The sequence below is a fragment of the Enterobacter sp. 01-M-03-SI-ECC genome, assembly GCF_047530215.1.
GTDB lineage: Bacteria > Pseudomonadota > Gammaproteobacteria > Enterobacterales > Enterobacteriaceae > Enterobacter > Enterobacter chengduensis.
On sequence record NZ_JBLKDA010000022.1, the window covers coordinates 1 to 20,825 of the forward strand.

Consider the following 20,825-nt stretch of genomic DNA (forward strand, 5'->3'; position numbering starts at 1 on the left):
TAACGGGATAACGCTTGCGTACTACGACCGAAAAACCCAGAGTGTGATCCGGATAGACTAAAAGTGTTACCTATGTTCCCGGTCTGATCTGTCACCTATGTATCCGGTCATACAGCAGCGCTACCGGGCACAACACACCAAAGATTAGTGCGCGATCGGCTGCGCACCGTTCGGCACGCGCACGTGCTTGTACTTGAACAGCGCGATGAACGCGAAGAACAGCACCAGCGAGTACGCCGCGAAGATCAGCCACACCGGCTGCCAGTTGGTGATGCCGTTGGTGGTGTACATCTCAACCACCTTACCGCTCACCACGCCGCCCAGAATACAGCCGAAGCCGTTGGTCATCATCAGGAACATGCCCTGCGCGCTGGCGCGGATCTCAGGCTTCACCTCTTTCTCCACGAACACCGAACCGGAGATGTTGAAGAAGTCGAAGGCGCAGCCGTACACAATCATCGACAGCACCAGCAGCACGGTACCGAACGGGCTTGGGTCGCCGTAGGCGAACAGGCCGAAGCGCAGCATCCACGCCGCAATACTGATCAGCATGACGTTCTTGATGCCGTAGCGGCTCAGGAAGAACGGGATGGTCAGGATGAACAGCGTCTCGGAAATCTGAGAGATGGACATCATCACCGACGCGTGCTCAACGATAAAGCTGCCGGAGAACAGCGGGTTGTTGTCGAAGCTGTGCAGGAAGGTGTTGCCGAACATGTTGGTGATCTGCAGCTCAGCGCCCAGTAGCATGGAGAAGATAAAGAAGATCGCCATGCGTTTGTTTTTAAACAGCGCGAAGGCGTCCAGGCCAAGCATGGTGCTCCAGCTCTGGTTTTTCTGCTGGTTAGACACCGGAATGGTCGGCAGCGTCAGGGTGAAGATTGCCAGCAGTACGGAGAGCGCGGCACCGATGTAGAGCTGCATATGGCTCAGTTCGAAGCCCGCGAAGCTGACGCCCCACATCGCCATGATAAAGCCGATGGTGCCCCAGATACGGATTGGCGGGAAATCGGTCACGATGTCCATATCCGCGGATTTCAGGCGGTAGTAGGAGATGGTGTTGATCAGCCCAAGCGTTGGCATATAGGCCAGCGAGTTAAGCAGGATCACCATGAACATCGCCCCCGGCGTGGTCACCTGGGCTGCCATAAACAGCGTCCCCGCGCCCACCAGATGGCAGAGCATGTACAGCCATTTGGCGCTTAACCATTTATCCGCCACGATGCCCAGCAGCGTTGGCATGAAGACCGCCGCAATACCGAGCGAGCTGTATACGGCACCGATTGACGCTCCGTCGAACTTGAGCGTCACAAACATATAGGAGCCGAGTGTAGTCAGCCAGCTACCCCACAGGCAGAACTGCAGAAACGACAATATTTTAAGCTGCAGCTTAAGGTTCATGTTACTTTCCTCACAAGTGAGCGGGAGATATGTTGTTTTGGGAACATTCAGGGTTGTTATTTGATGCGATTCTATCAGTTGCCAACGATATGTTTTGTTACCTCCCGCAAAAAAATGCAATCCACATTAATTTGCAGTTTGGATTGTGATGCAAATAACATTTTCGTATGGGTGGGAGAGGGGAAGCAGAACACCTTCTCCTTGCAGGAGAAGGTGTGTTGATTATTACCGGCGACGGTAGTTCTTCTGCGCCGTGTTCACCTTATACAGATACCGGCGGGATTCCGCTGACGGGTGGCGGGTGGTGAGGGTGGAGTAGACATCCCCCGGCGCCATGCTGTTGATGATGTTGGCGGCCTGCACTTTGTCATTCGAGAAGACGCGCAGCACGCTGCCCGCGCCGCCGTTATAGGCGGTGATCACCGCATAGCGACGTGACGTCGGGTTATCAATACCGCTCAGGTAGACATTGTTCAGCATCGCCAGATAGGCCGTACCGGTATCAATGTTGCTCTGCGGGTCGAACAGATAGCTGCGGCTCGGCGTGCCGGATTTCCCCTGCGCGCGGAAGACGTCTTTACCGGCGCTGTGCTGCACAACCTGCATCAGCCCCAGGGCGTCGGAACGGCTTACCGCGTAAGGGTTGAACGACGATTCGGTCTGCATAATCGCCAGGATCAGCGACTCGTCCACGCCGTACTTGCGTGACGCCTGACGCACCATCCCAATGTACTTATGCGCACGCTTGTCGAGGTGGTTCGGGACGAGGTTGATGGTGACGCTGTAGATAATCTTCAGGCCGTTAGAGCGGCTCTTCAGACGCGTCTGCAGCAGGTAGTCGGCAAACTTCGTGGCGCGGCCTTCCCAGCGGATCGGCTGACCGGTCTGATCGACGACCTGGCCGTACAGGAACGGCTCTTTCGAGATGGTGATATCGTCGGCATCGGAGTAGAGATCGATTGAGCCCGGATCGTCACCCATCAGCAGGGTTTTGATAATCGCCTGACGCAGTCGTGCCGCAGGATCGGTGCCTGCGATGGTCTCAATGGTGATCGTACCCTCATCAAAGTTGATGTGGCTACGGGTCAGATAGGCGTCGGTGTACTTAACGTAGTCCTTCGGTCCGGCAATAAGAACTTCGTTAAATCCCCATATGTTCTCGATGTTGTGGGCAAACTGCCCCATCAAAATGTCAAAACCGTTGGTGTCCTTGATCCAGGCTTCGTTGTAATCCTCGCCTTTTTTTGACGAACACGAGACAAGCAACGGCGCAACAAGGGCTAGCGCTAAAAGTTTTTTCATCATTCCGGGAGTGCGTGTTGTGTTTGCTTAGTCGTTGCTGTTGCCCGGCGGCGCTTCGCTTGCACGGGCCTACGGTTTTGTAGGCCGGGTAAGCGAAGCGCCACCCGGCAACAGCGGCGCGATACTATTTTTCCGGTGGCGTATAGCCTTCGATGTGCACGTCTTTACCCTCAAACAGGAAGCTCACCATCTCCTGCTCCAGCAGCTTGCGGTGTTCCGGGTTCATCATGCTGAGCTTTTTCTCGTTGATCAGCATGGTCTGCTTTTTCTGCCACTGTCCCCAGGCCTCTTTGGAAATCTCGTTATAAATGCGTTTACCCAGGTCGCCCGGATAAAGCTGGAAATCCTGGCCTTCAGCGTCGCGCTGCAGGAAAGTACAAAAAATCGTTCTGGCCATACTCATTCCTCTTTTTCTTGTCGATGCTAAATCATTGCACCGGCACGTAATTGCTGTAACAGGCGCTCCACGGGAGCCGCCAGCCCGACTGATGGCGGTTGCGCTAAGTTATACCAGAGAGCGCTGCCTTCATCCATGCACGAGGCAAAGGAGGACACGGGAAGCCACATCGGCACAATATCCAGGTGGAAATGGCTGAAGGTATGGCGAAACGCGGTCAGCTGCGTCAGGTTATCGGCAGCAATCCCGCGCTGTTTAAGCCATTCACGCAGCAGGTCTTCATTTTCAAACTGTGGGAAGCAGTATAGACCACCCCACAGGCCGCTCGGTGGACGCTGGGCGAGGAAGACCTCATCGCCGTGCTGCATCAGCAGCATATAGCCGGTGCGCTCCGGCAGCGTCTGTTTGGGTTTCTTACCCGGATACTGCGCCCACGAATGGTTGGCGTACGCTACGCAGAGATTATTCACCGGGCAGAGTTCGCATTTCGGCTTCGAACGCGTGCAGACCATCGCGCCGAGATCCATCATCGCCTGGTTAAAACGCTCGACGCCGTTCGCCGGGGTGACCGCTTCACTGATTTCCCAAAGGCGTTTTTCAACGTCCTTCTTCCCCGGCCAGCCGTCGACGGCGTAGCAGCGCGCCAGCACGCGCTTCACGTTGCCGTCGAGGATCGGGAAATGCTTGCCTAAAGACAGGGAGAGAATGGCGCCCGCGGTGGAACGTCCTACGCCGGGTAGGTCTGCTACTTCATCGAAGGTTTCCGGGAATTTTCCGTTGTGGCGCATGGCGACCTGCTGCGCCGCCTTGTGAAGGTTGCGCGCGCGGGCGTAATAGCCAAGACCGGTCCACAGGTGCAGCACCTCATCCAGCGGCGCGTTGGCGAGATCGGTCACCGTCGGGAAGCGCGCCATAAAACGCTCGAAGTAAGGGATCACCGTGGCGACCTGCGTTTGTTGCAACATCACCTCGGAGAGCCATACTTTGTACGGCGTTTTTTCAATTTGCCAGGGCAGGGTTTTGCGCCCGTATTTGTCGTACCAGTCCAGCACCTGGGCTGAAAATTGAGAGGCTTGCATGGTCATCGATTCGCATAATCAGGGACGCAGATTGCAGCACAGCGTCAATCTGCTGTAAACCGGATCTTTCCCATGCTTGCATAGACGCCTTAACTTTGGATAATGCCCGTTTCCCGAACATTCTCACAAGCAGACAACTCTTTTATGAAAAACGACGTCATTTCACCGGAATTTGATGAAAACGGTCGCCCGCTGCGCCGTATTCGCAGCTTTGTCCGCCGTCAGGGCCGCCTGACAAAAGGGCAGCAACACGCGCTGGACAGCTACTGGCCGGTGATGGGCGTTGAGTTCAGCGAGCAGCCTCTGGATTTTAGCGAGCTGTTTGGCCGCGACGCACCCGTCACGCTGGAGATCGGTTTCGGTATGGGCACCTCGCTGGTGGCCATGGCGAAAGCGCGACCGGAGCAGAACTTCCTCGGTATCGAAGTCCACTCCCCGGGCGTGGGTGCATGCCTGGCAACGGCCCATGAAGAGGGCGTTGAGAACCTGCGCGTGATGTGTCACGACGCGGTGGAAGTGCTGCACAAAATGATTCCTGACAATTCTTTAACCATGGTTCAGCTCTTTTTCCCTGACCCGTGGCACAAAGCGCGTCATAATAAACGCCGTATCGTTCAGGCGCCGTTTGCCGAGCTGGTAAAAAGCAAGCTGAAGCTGGGCGGTGTCTTCCATATGGCGACCGACTGGGAACCGTATGCGGAACATATGCTGGAAGTGATGTCGTCGCTGGACGGTTACAAAAACCAGTCGGAAAGCAACGACTATGTACCGCGTCCGGAATCGCGTCCGGTAACGAAATTTGAACAGCGTGGCCATCGTCTTGGTCACGGTGTATGGGACTTAATGTTCGAGAGGGTGAAATAATGGCAAAGAATCGTAGCCGTCGTCTGCGTAAAAAAATGCACATCGAAGAATTCCAGGAAGTGGGCTTCTCCGTTGCGTGGCGTTTCCCGGAAGGCACCAGCGTTGAGCAGATCGATCGGGACGTGGATGCGTTCATCAACGAGGTGATCGAGCCTAACAAGCTGGCCTTCGACGGTAGCGGCTACCTGGCCTGGGAAGGTCTGATCTGCACCCAGGAAGTGGGTAAATGCACCGAAGAACATCAGGCCCTGGTGCGTAAATGGCTTGAAGACCATAAGCTCGAAGATGTCCGCGTCAGCGAACTTTTCGACGTTTGGTGGGACTAATAAAGCAGTAAGGGGCCAGCATTAGCTGGCCCATTTTGTCTGAGGGAGTGTTTAAGATGCGCAAAACGTTGCTGGCTGTTGCTTTGATGGCAACCGGATTTACCGCCCATGCGGATTATCAATGTAGCGTCACCCCGCGTGATGACGTGGTGTTGAGCCCGCAAACCGTGCAGGTCAAAGGCGAGAACGGCAATCTGGTGATTACGCCGGAAGGAAACGTCACCTATAACGGCAAGCAGTACAACCTGACCGCCGCACAGCGTGAGCAGGCGAAAGATTATCAGGCCGATTTGCGTACCGCGCTGCCATGGATTAATGACGGCGCGCTGACGCGCGTCGAAAAGAGCCGCGTCGCGCTGGATAAGATCATCACCAAAGAGGTAGGTGAGAGCAGCAACATGCGCACCCGCCTGACCAGGCTGGACAAGCAGCTCAAAGAGCAGATGAACCGCATTATCGAGACGCGCACCGACGGCCTGACCTTCCACTACAAGGCGATCGATCAGGTGCGTGCTGACGGACAGCAGCTGGTGAACCAGGCGATGGGCGGCATCCTGCAGGACAGCATCAACGAGATGGGCGCCAGGGCGGTGCTGAAAGGCGGCGGTAATCCGCTGCAGGGCGTGTTGGGCAGCCTGGGCGGCCTGCAGACCTCCATTCAGAACGAGTGGAAGAACCAGGAAGATGATTTCCAACAGTTCGGCAAAGACGTGTGTAAACGCGTGGTGTCGCTGGAAGATAGCCGGAAGGCGCTGGTGGGGACGTTGAAGTAAGATCTCTGCGCGCTGGGCCCCTCACCCCGGGCCTCTCCCCAGGGGAGAGGGTGTAATCGTTCCCTCTCCCTGTGGGAGAGGGTTAGGGTGAGGGCATCAGGCATTGCAGTCGTTGCAGAATAGCCATCAATACTTCTTCCTCATTAGCTCTGAATTCATTATTCCAGAACCGTAGTATTTCCCAGCCATTTACGTTCAAAAATTCAGCACGACGTGAATCATACATTTCGTTGTTCTGATGTTGTCCACCGTCCAGCTCGATAATCAGCTTTGCCTTAAAACAGGCAAAATCGACGATATACGGCCCAATCGGCATCTGGCGGCGAAACTTATAGCCAAAGAAGCGGCGTCCCCTGAGTAAATACCAGAGGCGTAATTCTTCGGGCGTCATTTGTTTGCGAAGCTGTTTTGATTTGTCCATCCCCATACTCTGCCAGCCTTTCCCTCAGCCGGCAGAACGGGATGCAAAATCCTGAATCAGCCTTCAGGAATCTTCGGAGAGGAACAGCTCAAGAAGGGAATTCAGAAACAGTTTGCCGTGCTCGGTGATCTGCCAGTATTCCTCGCTCTCGGTGAGATATCCCTGAGCCAGCGCCTCGTCGATCTGCGGGCGAATCACCGACTCCGGCAGCCCGGTGTAACGGGTAAACTCCGCGCGCGGCGCGGCTTCCAGCAGGCGGAAGCGGTTCATAAAGAACTCAAACGGCTTATCCGCCGCCTCGACGTCGTGCTGACGCTCCAGGTAGCGGCCTTCCATATACCCGCGCGGGTGACGGGTTTTGGCGGTGCGCAGAATGCGCCCGTCCGGGAAGGTCACCTTGCCGTGCGCGCCGCAGCCAATCCCCAGATAGTCGCCGAAGCGCCAGTAGTTCAGGTTGTGCTGGCACTGGTAGCCCGGCTTCGCATAGGCGGACGTCTCGTACTGCTGGTAACCTGCGGCGGTCAAAAGCCTATGGCCCTGCTCGAAGATATCCCACAGCGCGTCGTCGTCCGGCAGCACCGGCGGGCGCGAGCCAAACAGGGTGTTGGGCTCGATGGTGAGCTGATACCACGACAGGTGCGGCGGGTTCAGTTCAATTGCCTGGCGCAGATCGTCCAGCGCCTCTTCGAGCGACTGGTCCGGCAGGCCGTGCATCAGATCGAGGTTAAAGCTGCGAAGATTAAGCCCCGTCGCCAGGTGTGCCGCGCGCTTTGCCTCTTCCGGGCCGTGAATGCGCCCCAGGCGCTTTAGCTTCGGCTCGCTAAAGCTCTGCACGCCGATAGAGATACGGTTCACGCCCGCGCGCTGATAGTCGACAAAACGGTCGGCCTCAACGGTGCCGGGGTTAGCCTCCATCGTAATCTCCGCATCCGCCGCCAGGTTCAGGCGCGCGCGCACGCCGTCCAGCAGCGTTTGCATCGCCGGGCCTGACAGCAGGCTCGGCGTACCGCCACCAATGAAAATGGTCTTAACTTCACGTCCCTGTGCGTAAGGTACATCGGCGTCCAGGTCGGCCAGCAGATGCGCAACGTAGTCATCGTGCGGCACTTCGCCCTTCAGCGCGTGCGAGTTGAAATCGCAGTACGGGCACTTCTGCACGCACCACGGGATGTGAATATACAGACTCAGAGGCGGCAAATTAGCCATTACGCAGTGCTTCCAGTAACAGTTTCAGCGCGCGTCCACGGTGGGAAATCGCGCTTTTCTCTTCGCGGGTCAGTTCCGCGGCGGTTTTGTCCTCGGTCGGGACAAAGAAAATCGGGTCGTAGCCAAAGCCGCCGTTGCCGGCCGCTTCACGGGTAATCATGCCCGGCCAGCTGCCGTGGCAGACGATAGGGGTCGGGTCTTCCGCATGACGCAGATAGACCAGCACGCAGTGGAACTGCGCGGTGCGCTGATCGTCAGGCACGTCCTTCAGGGCGACAAGCAGCTTTTCCAGATTCTGCTGGTCGGTGGCGTCAACGCCGGAATAGCGCGCAGAGTAAATCCCCGGCGCACCGCCGAGAAAATCCACCGCCAGGCCAGAGTCATCGGCAATGGCGGGCAGGCCGGTAATCTGCGCCGCGTGGCGCGCTTTCAGGATCGCGTTTTCGATAAACGTCAGCCCCGTCTCCTCGGCGGACTCCACGCCAAGATCGGTCTGAGCGACCACATCCAGCCCAAAATCATTTAATAGCGAGGCCAGCTCGCGCACTTTACCGGCGTTGCCGGTCGCGAGAACAACTTTCTGCATGGTTTAGTCCTGTTCTTTCAGAGCCGCGACTTCCGTCGGGATAGCTTGCGGATTGAGGATTTTTACCTGTTTATGTCGCCCAAGTTCACCTTTTTCAATGATGACCTGGCTTTTGGCGACGCGAAACTGTTTTGCCAGATATTTGGTCAGATGCGCGTTCGCCTGGCCGTCAACCGGCGGGGCGGTGATGGCGACCTTTAACTCGTCGCCATGCAGCCCAACAATACTGTCGCGGCTGGCTTTCGGCTGAATATACAGCCGCAAAACCAGCCCGTCAGCGCAGGTGCTTACTGCACTCATAGCGCCATCCACAGCCCCGGCAGCAGCATGTTGCCCGTAGACTGTAACAGTTCAGCGATCCCCATGTTGATCACATAGAGCAGCAGAACCAGGATCATCGGCGAAAAATCGATGCCGCCCATGGACGGAAGCAGATTACGGATCGGACGCAGCAGCGGCTCGGCCAGCTGAATCAGGGCGTACTCCACCGGGCTACGCCCCTGGCTCACCCAGCTCATGATCGCCATGACCAGCAGCACCCAGAAAATCAGCAGGCCGACGGTTTTGATCAGAATCAGGACGGCAGCAATCCAGATAATCGGCTGGAAGGTGATGACCATAAACAGCACGATGGCTTTGATCACGCTGAGAATAAATGCCACCAGCAGAGACGAACTGTCAATGGGGCCCATGGCCGGGATAATGCGGCGCAGCGGCCCGACAACGGGCTGCGTGATTTTCACGACAAACTGCGAGAACGGGTTGTAAAAGTCACAGCGGGCCCACTGCATCCAGACGCGCAGCAAAAGCGCCATCGTATACAGCTCAAGCACAGTTGAGAGCAGGAAAGTCAACGTCTTCATGGCGTTCCTCAGGTTTCCTTATTATTTTGAGTAGTCGCGCGCACCGAAAATAGCCGTGCCGATGCGCACCATAGTGCTGCCTGCCGCGATGGCGGCTTCCATATCATCCGACATGCCCAGAGAAAGCGTGTCTACCGTTTCATAGCGCGCTTTAAGCGCCTCAAATGCTACAGCCATTTGCTGTGCCACGGCAAACTGCCTTTCATAACTTGACTCAGGGGCCGGAATGGCCATCAGCCCGCGCAGGGTTAAGCGCGGCAGTTCGGCCACCTCTGCGGCAAGCGCGTCCAGCTCGCTCAGCGCAATGCCGGACTTGCTGTTCTCGTCGCTGATGTTGACCTGAATCAGCACGTTAAGCGCAGGCATCTCTGCCGGACGCTGGTCATTCAGACGGGTAGCAATACGCAGACGGTCAATGGTGTGGCACCAGTCGAAGTGCTCTGCCACCAGACGGCTTTTGTTCGACTGCAGGGGGCCAATAAAGTGCCACTGCAGATTCGTATTCCCCTGTTCCTGGAAGTGGCGAATTTTATCCACGCCTTCCTGAACGTAATTTTCACCAAACGCCCGCTGGCCTGCATTAATGGCTTCTGCGATGGCGCTCGCAGGCTTGGTTTTACTGACTGCAAGCAGCGTAATTTCTTCTGAAGCCCGCCCGCAACGCGTTGCGGCGGCTGAGATTTTGTCCCGGACCTGTGCCAGGTTATGCGCAATGTCGTTCATTTTCCGAGGAGTAGTCTATGGATGTGGAAGAAATTGTGGCCCTTAGTGTAAAGCATAACGTCTCCGATCTACACCTGTGCAGTGATTCGCCACCGCGCTGGCGAAGAACGGGCCGGCTTGAGCCCGCTCCCTTTCCGCCTCCTGACGTGGGGGCATTATTAAAGACGTGGCTCAACGATGAGCAGCAGGGGATATGGTGGGCAAATGGGCAGGTGGATTTTGCCGTGACGGTGGCGGGAGGCCAGCGCCTGCGCGGCAGCGCCTTTAAGCAGATGCGCGGCGTTTCTGTGACGCTGCGGCTGTTGCCGCGTACCTGCCCGCAGCTCGCTTCGCTGGGGGCACCGCGGGCAATCCCGGAACTGTTGTCCAGTGACGCCGGGATGATTCTGGTCACGGGGGCGACCGGCAGCGGCAAGTCCACGACGCTGGCGGCGATGGTCGATTTTCTCAACCACCATACTGACGGGCATATCCTCACGCTTGAGGATCCGGTGGAGTTTATCTACCAGAGCGAACGTTGCCTGATCCAGCAGCGGGAGATAGGTCAGCACAGCCCGTCATTTGCCGACGCGCTGCGCAGTGCGTTGCGCGAGGATCCGGACGTGATTCTGCTTGGGGAGCTGCGCGACAGCGAAACGATCCGCCTGGCGCTCACGGCGGCGGAAACCGGGCATCTGGTGCTGGCGACGCTACACACGCGCGGGGCATCGCAGGCGATTGAGCGGCTGGTGGATACGTTTCCGGCGCAGGAGAAAGACCCGGTGCGTAACCAGCTGGCCGGCAGCCTGCGGGCGGTGCTGGCGCAGAGGCTGCTTCCCGATCTCCAGGGCGGGCGCGTCGCGCTGTATGAACTGCTGGTGAACACCGCCGCGGCGGCGAATCTTATTCGTGAAGGAAAAACGTGGCAGCTGCCCGGCATTATTCAAACCGGTCAGCAGGCGGGAATGCAGAATTTTGACCAGAGCCTGGCGGAGAGGCGGGCGCAGGGCCGGCTGTAGGCCCCTGTGCTTAGAAGCCCTGCTCGAAATAGCTTTCGAGGATGATGACGGCAGAAGCGGAGTCCACGCTGCCTTTGTTGAGCGCCCGGAATCCACCGTGCTCGAACAGACCCGCACGCGCTTCGACGGTGCTGAGACGCTCGTCGTGCAGCTTCACGGAGACGCCAAAGCGGCCATGGATTTTATTGGCGAACTTACGCGCCCGGGCGGTCAGCGGCTGTTCCGTGCCGTCCATGTTGAGCGGTAACCCGACAATCACGTCATCCGGCTGCCACTCTTTGAGCAGACGTTCGATAAGGTTCCAGTCCGGCGTACCGTCGTTGGCCTTGAGGGCCGTAAGCGGGCGCGCGGTACCGGTGATGCGCTGCCCCACGGCGACGCCAATGCTTTTGGTGCCAAAATCAAAGGCCAGAAGCGTTCCGCTCATCAGGCGTGCCCCGCTACGCCAGGCATGGTCAGGATATCAATGCCAATCAGCTTCGCCGCGTCACGCCAGCGATCGGCAATAGGGGTTTTAAACAGGATATTCATGTCCGCAGGCGCGGTCAGCCAGGCGTTATCGAGGATCTCTTGCTCAAGCTGGCCTTTCTCCCACGACGAATAGCCCAGCGCCACCAGCACTTCAGAAGGCTGTTCTGCGGTGCCCAGCGTTTCGAGCACGTCGCGCGAGGTGGTGATGACGGTGTTGTCCGAAATGCGAATGCTGGAAGAGAACACCGGCGGCGTATGCAGGATAAAGCCGCGATCTTCTGCAAGAGGTCCACCCAGCATCACGGGTTTATCGAGCCGGATTTCCGGCAGTCGCGCGTCCGCCGGGATTTTCAGCTTGTCCAGAATGCCTTCAACCTGAAGATTTTCGAGCGGTTTATTGATGATAATGCCCATCGCGCCGTCTTCGTTGTATTCACAGATATAAACCACGGCGCGGCGAAAAATCGGGTCCTGGAGAGCAGGCATGGCAATAAGAAAGTGATGCTGTAAATTCATTGTCAGAGGTACTGTTTCCTGGTTTAAAAAGCGACATCGCCCAGTATGGGGACAAACTCAGGCGCTGTCACTAATAGAGTATTGTAAGGTTATTTCTGTAAACGTTTTTCGATAGCGTCCATCAGCATTCCGGTGATCGAGATCGGGAATTCCGCTTCAATTTCGCGAATGCAGGTTGGGCTGGTGACGTTCACTTCGGTCAGACGATCGCCGATGATGTCCAGACCGACGAAGATCAGGCCTTTGGCTTTCAGCGTCGGGCCAACGCGGCGGGCAATTTCCCAGTCGCTTTCGGTCAGCGGACGAGGCTCGCCGCGGCCACCGGCCGCCAGGTTACCACGGGTCTCGCCACCCTGCGGGATACGCGCCAGGCAGTAAGGGACCGGTTCGCCATCCACCACCAGAACGCGTTTGTCGCCGTCTTTGATCGCCGGAATATAGTTCTGCGCCATGCAGTAACGGGTGCCCAACTCGGTCAGCGTTTCGGCAATCACGCCAATGTTCGGGTCGCCTTCCTTCACGCGGAAAATCGACGCGCCGCCCATGCCGTCCAGCGGCTTCATGATGATGTCGCCGTGCTTCTGCCAGAATTCTTTCAGCTGCGCTTTGCTGCGGGTCACCAGCGTTTCCGGCGTCAGGTCAGAGAACCAGGCGGTGTAGAGCTTCTCGTTGCAGTCGCGCAGGCTCTGCGGCTTGTTGACGATCAGCGTGCCTTTCTCTTCGGCACGTTCAAGAATATAGGTGCAGTAGATGTATTCGGTGTCGAACGGCGGATCTTTACGCATCAGGATGACGTTGAGATCGGCAAGCGCAATGTCCTGCTCGGTGCCGAATTCGTACCATTTGTCGTAGTTCTGCTCGACGTTAACGATACGGGTGCGCGCGCGGGCTTCACCGTTGATCAGGTAAAGATCGTTCATCTCCATATAGTGGAGTTCATAGCCGCGACGCTGCGCTTCCAGCAGCATGGCGAAGCTGGAATCTTTCTTGATGTTAATGTTTGCGATGGGGTCCATCACGATGCCGAGCTTGATCATGTTCTTCTCCGTTAATGCTTCAACCCAGATCGCCAAACCGTACCTGTAGCGCGGTAATGGCCGTGAGTGCCGTTGTCTCAGTGCGCAGAACGCGAGGTCCCAAAAGAATATCAGTAAACTGGTAACGTGCCGTCATTGCAATTTCATCCGCCGACAGGCCGCCTTCGGGGCCAATCAGCAGGCGTACGCGCTCAACGGGCAGCGGCAGCGTATTGATGCTGGCGCTGGCGCGCGGATGAAGGTTGAGCTTCAGCCCACTGTCCTCTTCTGCGCACCAGTCCTCCAGATCCATCGCCGGGCGGATCTCCGGAATACGGTTGCGGCCGCTCTGCTCGCACGCCGCAATGGCAATTTTTTGCCACTGCTGGATCTTTTTGTTCAGACGTTCCGCATCCAGTTTAACGCCACAGCGTTCAGAAAAAAGTGGCGTAATGAGGCTTACACCCAGTTCAATGGATTTCTGGATCGTGAACTCCATCTTTTCCCCGCGCGACATGACCTGGCCCAGATGAATATGCAGCGGTGATTCCCGGTCATCTACTTCACCACGCAGGACGTTAACGTGGACGCTTTTTTTATCAGACCGCGTGATTTCCGCGTCAAAAACCTGGTTCGAGCCGTCGAACAGCAGTATGGCCTGACCGGCCCCCATGCGCAGCACGCGGCCAACGTGGTTAGCGGCGTCATCAGACAGGGCGATTTCGCGGCCTGCGGTAATCGGTTCAGGATGGTAAATGCGGGGAATGCGCATAGTCAGAAATTCCATGTGTCATGCGAGATAAGCGAATTGCCGTAGTGTAGGTTAGCTCTTTTGCGCCTGGCAAGCCCGCTGGACGTAAGGGTTGTGATTCCCCTGGACCCTGGCGATACGTTCGTCGCGCTGGCATTCCCACTCCGTCACCGGGTACTGCTTGTCCCAGGCGTTGAACAGCTGCGTCTGCTGGCGGGAGAGGCTGAGGTCGTAGCGGTCGCGCATGTAGAAATAGGTGCGGGCGATACTGCCGCGCGCGCGGGCAGGGGGCTCGGCCACTTTTTCTTTGAAATCTACCTTCATGCCGCACTGGCCGTACTGGCCTTCGCCACCGTTCCACTGGCCGTACATGAAATTACCCCGGTCGCCGTTCACTTCACCCACGGCGGGCTGCAGGTTGTGCATATCGCTTTCCATCTGGCGATAAACCGGATCTTTGGCGCAGTTTTTACGTCCACCATCCTGCCAGCACTGGCGCTGGTGGCCGAACTGCCATGCCGGAACGACATGCTCCCATTCGATGCGGTTGGCGCGGTTTTCGTTTTTACGCACCTTATAGCCGCAGGACTCAAGGTCGACGACCCCTTTTTTACCCTGCCAGTTAATTTTACAGCCGCAGTAGAAATCGCCCGGCACGTCGGCGTTCACCTTCACGCCTGCCGCCTTGGCCTGGGAAAAACTGTTGATACCGTCGGCCAGCGCGTGGCCGGAAAGCGCCGTCGTCAGAAAGGCGACCGCGAGAGAAATATTACGGGACATCTTACACTCCGTGTCAAAACGAGCCCGCAACGTAACGAATGTTGTTCCTGTATGCAATCAGTCAGATCAGGAAAGTTCCTGAAAGTTCAGATGATTATTCCGCCACCAGCGGCTCGCCGCATTTGACGCAGCGGTAAGTGGCCTCGCCGCGCACCACGCGATTATGGCGGCGGACGGTAAGCTGGTGCTGCTGACACTGGCAGCGATAGGGGAAGGTATTGCGGCGCACCGATTCCAGCTCAAACTGATGGGTCCGGCGTGCCGGTACGCCGAGCACCGCTTCCATCATCCACTTCCACTCTTTTCCGTGGGGGGCGACGCGTCCGAAGTGTTTCCACACCAGCAGATGGGCCAGCTCGTGCGGCACCACTTCCTCAATAAACGCCTGCTGGTTTTCCATCATCAGCACCGGGTTCAGGCGGATCTCATACGATTCCAGCCAGGCGGTGCCCGCCGCGGTGCCGCGCTGTTGATAAACAACCTTAGGTTCAGGGTAGCTGCGGCCGAGCTTCAGGTTCGCCTGGGCGAGCTTTTCCCGCAGGCTGCGCATAACGGCCTGCTGAATGGCGATGGGGAGACGGGGTGCTTTCATAGGGGCAGAGCATAAAGCGCGAAGCGGGGAGGCGCAAGCGGCGCCTCCCGCGTGAGGATCAGTCGTGGGCGCCGATTTCGCGCAGCGGACGACCTTTCATCAGGTTACGTTCAATATGTTCCAGCGAAACGTGCTTGGTTTCTGGAACCAGCCAGATGGTCAGCACAATAAAGAAGATGTTCAGACCGGCGTAGACCCAGAAGGTGTTCGCGTTGCCCAGGGTGTTGAGCATGGTCAGGAACGTTGCGCCGACGATCATGTTGGCAATCCAGTTGGTTGCGGTAGAGCAGGTGATACCAAAATCACGCCCCTTCAGCGGCTGGATCTCAGAGCACAGTACCCAAATCAGCGGACCGGCGCTCATTGCAAACCCGACGATAAACATCAGCAGCATGCCAACGGCAAAGTACTGGGCGGTTGGTGAGTGAATGCCCACATGCATCATGGTACCGAGCACGCCCATACCGGCCGCCATCACCAGGAAGCCCAGCGTCAGGGTAGGCTTGCGTCCCCAGCGGTCCACCAGGCCGATGGCAATAAAGGTCGCCAGCACGTTGGTCAGGCCGACGATAACGGTGCCCCACATCTGCTCGGTGGTGTTGGTATAGCCCGCCAGCTCAAAGATTTTCGGCGCGTAGTACATGATGACGTTCATCCCGGTGAACTGCTGCATCACCTGAAGCAGCACGCCGAGGAACACCGCGCGGCGGAAGTTGCTGTTCTCTTTAAACAGCGCCCAGCCGGACTGCTTCACCTTCAGGCTTTCGCGGATCTCTTCCAGCTCGTTTTTCGCTTCCGCGCTGGTGTCGCGCAGGCGCATCAGGACGCGCTCGGCATCGTGGAATCGGCGTTTGGCGGCAAACCAGCGCGGGCTGTCCGGCAGGAAGAAGACGCCAATCAGCAGCAGAATAGCCGGAATGATGATCACGCCAAGCATCCAGCGCCATGCGCCGCTGTAGCTGAACGCGGTGTCGGAAAGGTACGCGCCCAAAATACCGATGGTGATCATCAGCTGGTACATGGAAATCATGCTGCCGCGAATTTTCTCTGGCGCGATTTCGGACAGGTAAAGCGGGGCAGTATAGGACGCCACGCCCACGGCCAGGCCGAGCAGCACGCGAGAAACCAGCAGAACCTCAACGTTAGGCGCTGCGGCAGAGAAGAGTGAACCGGCAACGAACAGGATCGCGCCGATCATCAGGCTCTTTTTACGTCCGAGCTTGAAGGAGAGCCAGCCGCTGCCGACGGCCCCGACGGCAGCGCCGAACATCATCGAGCTGACTACCCACTCCTGGGTGTGAGCGCTGATCTTGAATTCGTCAGTGATGAAAGGTAACGCACCGGCAATCACGCCGATATCCAGGCCAAAAAGCAATCCTGCCAGGGCGGCGAGGAAACAGACGAAGAATGTCATCGCCTTGTTGGACGTACGCCCCTGTTTTTTATTGTCAGGCATTATGCCCTCCAGTTGGGTTATCAGTTTTATTGATGTTAAGGGTAGGTGAGTGACCCGTAAAAATATGTGAGATTAATCACATAGGTGTAATCGGTTACACTCGTGTGCAACCGTAAATAAAATTAAAGCTTTGAAAATATAGAGGTAAATGAGGTGATGCGCATCGCGAAAGGACACATTTCAGACTTAACTGAAAGGGAATGTAACAGCATAAGAAATGGCATCACGCAAAGAGATTATTCTGAAAGCGGGATATATTCGGCATGGTGTAAGCGGTTTCAAACATAAAAAAAGCCAGCACAAAGGCTGGCTTTTTTAACGCGCGTGTCAGTCGATTATTTCAGACCGGCAGCTTCACGCAGCAGCGCCGCTTTGTCGGTTTTTTCCCATGGGAAATGTTCACGACCAAAGTGACCGTATGCCGCGGTTTCTTTGTAGATTGGGTGCAGCAGATCCAGCATCTGAATCAGGCCGTACGGACGCAGGTCGAAGAACTCGCGCACCAGCAGCGTCAGCTGTTCTGAAGGCACTTTCTCGGTACCGAAGGTTTCAACCATGATGGAGGTTGGCTCAGCCACGCCGATAGCGTAGGAAACCTGGATCTCACAGCGGTCAGCCAGGCCGGCAGCAACGATGTTTTTCGCTACATAACGTGCCGCGTACGCCGCAGATCGGTCAACTTTAGACGGATCTTTACCAGAGAACGCACCGCCGCCGTGACGCGCCATGCCGCCGTAGGTATCCACGATGATTTTACGACCGGTCAGGCCGCAGTCACCCATTGGGCCGCCGATAACGAAGCGTCCGGTTGGGTTGATGAAGAATTTGGTCGCAGAGCTCAGCCATTCGGTCGGCAGCACCGGCTTGATGATCTCTTCCATCACCGCTTCCTGCAGGGATTTCTGATCGATATCTTCAGCGTGCTGGGTAGACAGAACCACCGCGTCAATCCCGACGATTTTACCGTCGTCGTACTGGAAGGTGACCTGGCTTTTCGCATCCGGACGCAGCCACGGCAGGGTGCCGTTTTTACGCACTTCTGCCTGACGCTGCACCAGACGGTGTGCGTAGGTGACAGGGGCTGGCATCAGCACGTCGGTTTCGTTGGTTGCATAGCCGAACATCAGGCCCTGGTCGCCCGCGCCCTGTTCCAGCGGATCGGCACGGTCAACGCCCTGGTTGATGTCTGGAGACTGTTTGCCAATCGCGCTCAGTACCGCGCAGGAGTTGGCATCAAAGCCCATATCAGAATGCACATAGCCGATCTCACGCACCGTGTTGCGGGTGATCTCTTCGATATCAACCCATGCGCTGGTGGTGATCTCACCGCCAACCAGAACCATGCCGGTTTTGACATAGGTTTCACACGCGACGCGCGCTTTTGGATCCTGCGCTAGGATCGCATCCAGCACCGCATCGGAGATTTGGTCAGCAATTTTATCAGGATGTCCTTCTGATACGGACTCGGACGTAAACAGGTGTTTTGCCATGTTTTATTTCACCTAAGAGGAATTTGGTTAGCTCAAGCTGCTGTGTGGATTAGCCAAAGGAGATAATTCTACCAAGGCCTGCAGGTTTTTGACACTGGCAGTATGAGTGTTAATCAGTATAGATGGATTAACATCTGGATGGCTATTTTAGGTCACTTCTTCGCCCGATTTCCAGTTTTTTTTGACTTACCTCTCACTGAGTTGAAAACACCGCTGGAAATATTTCCTGACGCTGCTGCCAACATGCGCATTTTTATTTTGCTTTTTAGCGGCCTTCTCGGTATAAAACGCGGCGCGCGGCTCATACAAAAAAAGCGCTCGATGAACTCATCGTGTCGCCACTTCCAGCCGGGTTGAGCAGTGAACTTTTAGCTTTGGCTTGGGGTCCGTTTCAGCAGAGGCGGCCGTGGAGGTGATACGAGATAATGAACCATCGTTTTCCGCTAATTCAGCGCTGCCGTTCTGGCGCGCATTTGATTCCCGCAACCCGCATTTCTAGTCTGCAAACCTGCCGATGTTATACCCATCTCGGCGCTTCTCAGGATTCCAGGGCCGGTCACGCTTTGTGAAAACTGAACAAGGGCGCTCTTGTTAATACAAGAGTTTTCTCGTGGTTTCGCCGAACCTTGTCATACAGAGTTCGGATACGTGTTTTACAATGATATGAATAAGAAACCGGTCGCACGGTCTGGATTTCAGCATACTCTGCTGGGAAACGGAGCCGTTTATGGGTTGTTATCGCCGTATAACGCTGCGATAGTAGTCAACTGTTTTACACTTAATACAAAGAGTTGAGGTTCGCTATGTCTGACGACATGTCTTCTTTTTCGCCTTCGTCAGCGGGCGAACAGGGTGTACTACGTTCTATGCAGGAGGTTGCGATGAGCTCCGAGGAAGCCAGCAAGATGCTGCGCACTTACAATATTGCCTGGTGGGGCAATAACTACTACGACGTCAACGAACTGGGCCACATCAGCGTCTGCCCGGATCCGGACGTCCCTGAAGCGCGCGTGGACCTTGCTAAGCTGGTGAAAGCCCGTGAAGCTCAGGGCCAGCGTTTGCCTGCACTGTTCTGCTTCCCGCAGATCCTGCAACATCGCCTGCGTTCGATTAACGCCGCGTTCAAGCGCGCGCGTGAATCTTACGGCTATAAAGGCGACTACTTCCTGGTTTACCCGATCAAGGTGAACCAGCACCGCCGCGTGATTGAATCCCTGATCCACTCCGGCGAGCCGCTGGGGCTGGAAGCGGGCTCCAAGGCGGAGCTGATGGCGGTTCTGGCCCATGCGGGGATGACCCGCTCGGTGATCGTTTGTAACGGCTATAAAGACCGTGAATACATTCGTCTGGCGCTGATTGGCGAGAAGATGGGCCACAAGGTCTATCTGGTTATCGAAAAGATGACTGAAATCGCCATCGTGCTGGAAGAGGCTGAACGTCTGAACGTGGTGCCGCGCCTCGGCGTGCGTGCGCGCCTGGCGTCCCAGGGTTCCGGTAAATGGCAGTCCTCCGGCGGCGAAAAATCCAAGTTTGGCCTTGCGGCAAACCAGGTGCTGCAACTGGTGGAAATTCTGCGCGAGCGCGGTCGTCTGGACAGCATTCAGCTGCTGCACTTCCACCTCGGCTCGCAGATGGCCAACATTCGCGATATCGCCACCGGCGTGCGTGAATCCGCCCGTTTTTACGTTGAGCTGCACAAGCTCGGCGTGAATATTCAGTGCTTCGACGTGGGCGGCGGCCTGGGCGTGGACTACGAAGGGACCCGCTCGCAGTCTGACTGCTCGGTGAACTACGGCCTGAACGAATACGCCAACAACATCATCTGGGCGATTGGCGATGCCTGTGAAGAGAACGGCCTGCCGCACCCGACGGTGATCACCGAATCCGGTCGCGCGGTGACCGCGCACCATACGGTGCTGGTCTCTAATATCATCGGCGTTGAGCGCAGCGAAACCACCGAAGCGACGCCTCCGGCAGACGATGCCCCGCGTTCCCTGCAGAGCATGTGGGAAACCTGGCAGGAGATGCACGAGCCGGGCACGCGCCGCTCCCTGCGCGAATGGCTGCACGACAGCCAGATGGATCTGCATGACATCCACGTCGGTTATTCCTCAGGCACCTTCAGCCTGCAGGAGCGCGCGTGGGCGGAGCAGCTCTATCTGAACATGTGCCACGAAGTGCAGAAGCAGCTCGACCCGAGCAACCGCGCGCACCGTCCGATTATTGACGAGCTGCAGGAGCGTATGGCGGATAAGATCTACGTCAACTTCTCGCTGTTCCAGTCGATGCCGGATGCCTGGGGTATTGACCAGCTGTTCCCGGTTCTGCCGCTTGAAGGGCTGAACCACGCTCCGGAACGCCGCGCGGTGCTGCTGGACATCACCTGTGACTCCGACGGCGCAATCGACCACTACGTTGATGGCGACGGTATCGCCACGACGATGCCAATGCCGGAGTACGACCCTGAGAACCCGCCGATGCTGGGCTTCTTTATGGTTGGGGCGTATCAGGAGATCCTCGGCAACATGCACAACCTGTTCGGCGATACCGAAGCGGTGGACGTGTTTGTCTTCCCTGACGGCAGCGTGGAAGTTGAGCTGTCCGACGAAGGTGACACCGTGGCGGACATGCTGGAATACGTTCAGCTTGATCCGAAAACCCTGCTCACGCAGTTCCGCGATCAGGTGAAAAACACCGGTCTGGACGATGCGCTGCAGCAGCAGTTCCTGGAAGAGTTTGAAGCGGGTCTGTACGGGTACACCTACCTGGAAGACGAGTAACCGCTGATGCCCGATGGCGCTGCGCTTACCGGGC

General features: G+C 56.9%; 25 protein-coding genes. 7 read left to right on the top strand and 18 right to left on the bottom strand.

The features are described 5' to 3' along the window. Positions 1–144: 144 nt before the first annotated feature. The 4 genes from ACMWKK_RS18455 to mutY form a co-directional block, all read right to left on the bottom strand. Complete coding sequence (locus ACMWKK_RS18455) at positions 145–1,401, bottom strand: nucleoside permease (RefSeq protein WP_023618641.1); 1,257 nt, start codon at positions 1,399–1,401, stop codon at positions 145–147. Between the two features lie 225 nt (positions 1,402–1,626). After that, positions 1,627–2,703 carry a membrane-bound lytic murein transglycosylase MltC gene (gene mltC, locus ACMWKK_RS18460; protein WP_045329300.1) on the bottom strand — a complete coding sequence of 359 codons (1,077 nt, stop codon included), beginning with the start codon at positions 2,701–2,703 and terminating at the stop codon, positions 1,627–1,629. Positions 2,704–2,827: 124 nt separating this feature from the next. Next, positions 2,828–3,100, bottom strand: coding sequence for an oxidative damage protection protein (locus tag ACMWKK_RS18465; protein ID WP_023309138.1), 273 nt, complete (start codon positions 3,098–3,100; stop codon positions 2,828–2,830). A gap of 26 nt (positions 3,101–3,126) precedes the next feature. Continuing rightward, the gene (gene mutY, locus ACMWKK_RS18470) at positions 3,127–4,179 is read right to left on the bottom strand and encodes an A/G-specific adenine glycosylase (protein WP_181663652.1); all 1,053 of its coding nucleotides are present in this window, start codon (positions 4,177–4,179) and stop codon (positions 3,127–3,129) included. Between the two features lie 144 nt (positions 4,180–4,323). Here mutY and trmB point away from each other — a divergent pair, with 144 nt between their 5' ends. From trmB to ACMWKK_RS18485, 3 genes are read left to right on the top strand one after another with little or no spacing between them, the layout of a single operon-like run. Then, positions 4,324–5,043 (top strand): tRNA (guanosine(46)-N7)-methyltransferase TrmB, encoded by a 720-nt coding sequence (gene trmB, locus ACMWKK_RS18475; RefSeq protein ID WP_045329297.1) that lies wholly within the window; start codon positions 4,324–4,326, stop codon positions 5,041–5,043. Beyond that, positions 5,043–5,369, top strand: coding sequence for a YggL family protein (locus tag ACMWKK_RS18480; protein WP_045329295.1), 327 nt, complete (start codon positions 5,043–5,045; stop codon positions 5,367–5,369). The genes trmB and ACMWKK_RS18480 overlap by 1 nt, the downstream gene beginning before the upstream one ends. A 56-nt stretch (positions 5,370–5,425) precedes the next feature. Next, complete coding sequence (locus ACMWKK_RS18485; RefSeq protein WP_112780577.1) at positions 5,426–6,142, top strand: DUF2884 domain-containing protein; 717 nt, start codon at positions 5,426–5,428, stop codon at positions 6,140–6,142. An 82-nt stretch (positions 6,143–6,224) separates the two neighbouring features. Here the strand turns inward: ACMWKK_RS18485 and ACMWKK_RS18490 are convergent, their stop codons facing one another. The 6 genes from ACMWKK_RS18490 to ACMWKK_RS18515 all read right to left on the bottom strand — a co-directional run bounded on the left by ACMWKK_RS18490 (position 6,225) and on the right by ACMWKK_RS18515 (position 9,941). Next, positions 6,225–6,563: an endonuclease domain-containing protein gene (locus ACMWKK_RS18490; RefSeq protein WP_112780580.1), complete on the bottom strand. Its 339-nt coding sequence runs from the start codon at positions 6,561–6,563 to the stop codon at positions 6,225–6,227. Positions 6,564–6,626: 63 nt separating this feature from the next. Beyond that, positions 6,627–7,769, bottom strand: a complete 1,143-nt coding sequence (hemW, locus tag ACMWKK_RS18495) for a radical SAM family heme chaperone HemW (protein WP_112780576.1) — start codon at positions 7,767–7,769, stop codon at positions 6,627–6,629. Next, entirely contained in the window at positions 7,762–8,355 is a 594-nt protein-coding gene (locus ACMWKK_RS18500) for an XTP/dITP diphosphatase (RefSeq protein ID WP_112780575.1), read from the bottom strand. The genes hemW and ACMWKK_RS18500 overlap by 8 nt, the downstream gene beginning before the upstream one ends. Before the next feature lie 3 nt (positions 8,356–8,358). Continuing rightward, positions 8,359–8,655 (bottom strand): DUF167 family protein YggU, encoded by a 297-nt coding sequence (gene yggU / locus ACMWKK_RS18505; RefSeq protein ID WP_032643337.1) that lies wholly within the window; start codon positions 8,653–8,655, stop codon positions 8,359–8,361. Then, positions 8,652–9,218 (bottom strand): YggT family protein, encoded by a 567-nt coding sequence (locus tag ACMWKK_RS18510; protein WP_045329288.1) that lies wholly within the window; start codon positions 9,216–9,218, stop codon positions 8,652–8,654. Before ACMWKK_RS18510 ends, yggU begins: the two co-directional genes overlap by 4 nt. Positions 9,219–9,239: 21 nt before the next feature. Then, positions 9,240–9,941, bottom strand: a complete 702-nt coding sequence (locus ACMWKK_RS18515; RefSeq protein ID WP_045329287.1) for a YggS family pyridoxal phosphate-dependent enzyme — start codon at positions 9,939–9,941, stop codon at positions 9,240–9,242. 17 nt (positions 9,942–9,958) lie between these two features. On the opposite strand from ACMWKK_RS18515, the gene ACMWKK_RS18520 reads away from it, so the two are divergent. Next, complete coding sequence (locus ACMWKK_RS18520) at positions 9,959–10,939, top strand: type IV pilus twitching motility protein PilT (RefSeq protein WP_112780574.1); 981 nt, start codon at positions 9,959–9,961, stop codon at positions 10,937–10,939. Positions 10,940–10,949: 10 nt separating this feature from the next. Here ACMWKK_RS18520 and ruvX read toward each other — a convergent pair whose 3' ends face one another. From ruvX to metK, 8 genes are all read right to left on the bottom strand, one after another. Further along, complete coding sequence (ruvX, locus tag ACMWKK_RS18525; protein WP_021242076.1) at positions 10,950–11,366, bottom strand: Holliday junction resolvase RuvX; 417 nt, start codon at positions 11,364–11,366, stop codon at positions 10,950–10,952. Further along, positions 11,366–11,926, bottom strand: a complete 561-nt coding sequence (locus ACMWKK_RS18530) for a YqgE/AlgH family protein (RefSeq protein WP_045329285.1) — start codon at positions 11,924–11,926, stop codon at positions 11,366–11,368. Before ACMWKK_RS18530 ends, ruvX begins: the two co-directional genes overlap by 1 nt. A gap of 89 nt (positions 11,927–12,015) precedes the next feature. Further along, on the bottom strand, positions 12,016–12,963 hold the full coding sequence (gene gshB / locus ACMWKK_RS18535; RefSeq protein ID WP_045329321.1) for a glutathione synthase: 948 nt from the start codon (positions 12,961–12,963) through the stop codon (positions 12,016–12,018). Between the two features lie 19 nt (positions 12,964–12,982). Then, entirely contained in the window at positions 12,983–13,714 is a 732-nt protein-coding gene (gene rsmE / locus ACMWKK_RS18540; protein WP_112780573.1) for a 16S rRNA (uracil(1498)-N(3))-methyltransferase, read from the bottom strand. Positions 13,715–13,765: 51 nt separating this feature from the next. Then, the gene (gene endA / locus ACMWKK_RS18545; RefSeq protein ID WP_112780572.1) at positions 13,766–14,473 is read right to left on the bottom strand and encodes a deoxyribonuclease I; all 708 of its coding nucleotides are present in this window, start codon (positions 14,471–14,473) and stop codon (positions 13,766–13,768) included. 94 nt (positions 14,474–14,567) lie between these two features. Continuing rightward, positions 14,568–15,065: a SprT family zinc-dependent metalloprotease gene (locus tag ACMWKK_RS18550; RefSeq protein WP_112780571.1), complete on the bottom strand. Its 498-nt coding sequence runs from the start codon at positions 15,063–15,065 to the stop codon at positions 14,568–14,570. 58 nt (positions 15,066–15,123) lie between these two features. Next, positions 15,124–16,521, bottom strand: coding sequence for a galactose/proton symporter (gene galP, locus ACMWKK_RS18555; protein ID WP_112780570.1), 1,398 nt, complete (start codon positions 16,519–16,521; stop codon positions 15,124–15,126). Between the two features lie 335 nt (positions 16,522–16,856). Next, on the bottom strand, positions 16,857–18,011 hold the full coding sequence (gene metK, locus ACMWKK_RS18560; protein ID WP_008499745.1) for a methionine adenosyltransferase: 1,155 nt from the start codon (positions 18,009–18,011) through the stop codon (positions 16,857–16,859). Between the two features lie 138 nt (positions 18,012–18,149). Between metK and ACMWKK_RS18565 the strand changes: the two genes are divergently transcribed. The 3 genes from ACMWKK_RS18565 (at position 18,150) to speA (ending at position 20,791) form a co-directional block, all read left to right on the top strand. Then, positions 18,150–18,368, top strand: a complete 219-nt coding sequence (locus ACMWKK_RS18565) for a hypothetical protein (RefSeq protein WP_139156891.1) — start codon at positions 18,150–18,152, stop codon at positions 18,366–18,368. Positions 18,369–18,674: 306 nt separating this feature from the next. Then, complete coding sequence (gene yqgB / locus ACMWKK_RS18570; protein ID WP_127312443.1) at positions 18,675–18,806, top strand: acid stress response protein YqgB; 132 nt, start codon at positions 18,675–18,677, stop codon at positions 18,804–18,806. 8 nt (positions 18,807–18,814) lie between these two features. Next, a complete protein-coding gene (gene speA / locus ACMWKK_RS18575; protein ID WP_008499744.1) occupies positions 18,815–20,791 on the top strand; it encodes a biosynthetic arginine decarboxylase in 1,977 nt (658 codons plus the stop codon). Positions 20,792–20,825 lie beyond the last annotated feature (34 nt).

Bases quoted from the DNA above. Each gene is read 5' to 3' on its own strand.
- ACMWKK_RS18500 (WP_112780575.1), bottom strand. From the start codon at position 8,355: ATGCAGAAAGTTGTTCTCGCGACCGGCAACGCCGGTAAAGTGCGCGAG.
- ruvX (WP_021242076.1), bottom strand. From the start codon at position 11,366: ATGAGCGGAACGCTTCTGGCCTTTGATTTTGGCACCAAAAGCATTGGC.
- ACMWKK_RS18515 (WP_045329287.1), bottom strand. From the start codon at position 9,941: ATGAACGACATTGCGCATAACCTGGCACAGGTCCGGGACAAAATCTCA.
- ACMWKK_RS18490 (WP_112780580.1), bottom strand. From the start codon at position 6,563: ATGGACAAATCAAAACAGCTTCGCAAACAAATGACGCCCGAAGAATTA.
- gshB (WP_045329321.1), bottom strand. From the start codon at position 12,963: ATGATCAAGCTCGGCATCGTGATGGACCCCATCGCAAACATTAACATC.
- ACMWKK_RS18565 (WP_139156891.1), top strand. From the start codon at position 18,150: ATGGCTATTTTAGGTCACTTCTTCGCCCGATTTCCAGTTTTTTTTGAC.
- ACMWKK_RS18480 (WP_045329295.1), top strand. From the start codon at position 5,043: ATGGCAAAGAATCGTAGCCGTCGTCTGCGTAAAAAAATGCACATCGAA.
- metK (WP_008499745.1), bottom strand. From the start codon at position 18,011: ATGGCAAAACACCTGTTTACGTCCGAGTCCGTATCAGAAGGACATCCT.
- mutY (WP_181663652.1), bottom strand. From the start codon at position 4,179: ATGCAAGCCTCTCAATTTTCAGCCCAGGTGCTGGACTGGTACGACAAA.
- ACMWKK_RS18530 (WP_045329285.1), bottom strand. From the start codon at position 11,926: ATGAATTTACAGCATCACTTTCTTATTGCCATGCCTGCTCTCCAGGAC.
- speA (WP_008499744.1), top strand. From the start codon at position 18,815: ATGTCTGACGACATGTCTTCTTTTTCGCCTTCGTCAGCGGGCGAACAG.
- galP (WP_112780570.1), bottom strand. From the start codon at position 16,521: ATGCCTGACAATAAAAAACAGGGGCGTACGTCCAACAAGGCGATGACA.
- ACMWKK_RS18520 (WP_112780574.1), top strand. From the start codon at position 9,959: ATGGATGTGGAAGAAATTGTGGCCCTTAGTGTAAAGCATAACGTCTCC.
- ACMWKK_RS18550 (WP_112780571.1), bottom strand. From the start codon at position 15,065: ATGAAAGCACCCCGTCTCCCCATCGCCATTCAGCAGGCCGTTATGCGC.
- yggU (WP_032643337.1), bottom strand. From the start codon at position 8,655: ATGAGTGCAGTAAGCACCTGCGCTGACGGGCTGGTTTTGCGGCTGTAT.
- yqgB (WP_127312443.1), top strand. From the start codon at position 18,675: ATGAATAAGAAACCGGTCGCACGGTCTGGATTTCAGCATACTCTGCTG.
- ACMWKK_RS18465 (WP_023309138.1), bottom strand. From the start codon at position 3,100: ATGGCCAGAACGATTTTTTGTACTTTCCTGCAGCGCGACGCTGAAGGC.
- trmB (WP_045329297.1), top strand. From the start codon at position 4,324: ATGAAAAACGACGTCATTTCACCGGAATTTGATGAAAACGGTCGCCCG.
- ACMWKK_RS18455 (WP_023618641.1), bottom strand. From the start codon at position 1,401: ATGAACCTTAAGCTGCAGCTTAAAATATTGTCGTTTCTGCAGTTCTGC.
- rsmE (WP_112780573.1), bottom strand. From the start codon at position 13,714: ATGCGCATTCCCCGCATTTACCATCCTGAACCGATTACCGCAGGCCGC.
- ACMWKK_RS18510 (WP_045329288.1), bottom strand. From the start codon at position 9,218: ATGAAGACGTTGACTTTCCTGCTCTCAACTGTGCTTGAGCTGTATACG.
- mltC (WP_045329300.1), bottom strand. From the start codon at position 2,703: ATGAAAAAACTTTTAGCGCTAGCCCTTGTTGCGCCGTTGCTTGTCTCG.
- endA (WP_112780572.1), bottom strand. From the start codon at position 14,473: ATGTCCCGTAATATTTCTCTCGCGGTCGCCTTTCTGACGACGGCGCTT.
- ACMWKK_RS18485 (WP_112780577.1), top strand. From the start codon at position 5,426: ATGCGCAAAACGTTGCTGGCTGTTGCTTTGATGGCAACCGGATTTACC.
- hemW (WP_112780576.1), bottom strand. From the start codon at position 7,769: ATGGCTAATTTGCCGCCTCTGAGTCTGTATATTCACATCCCGTGGTGC.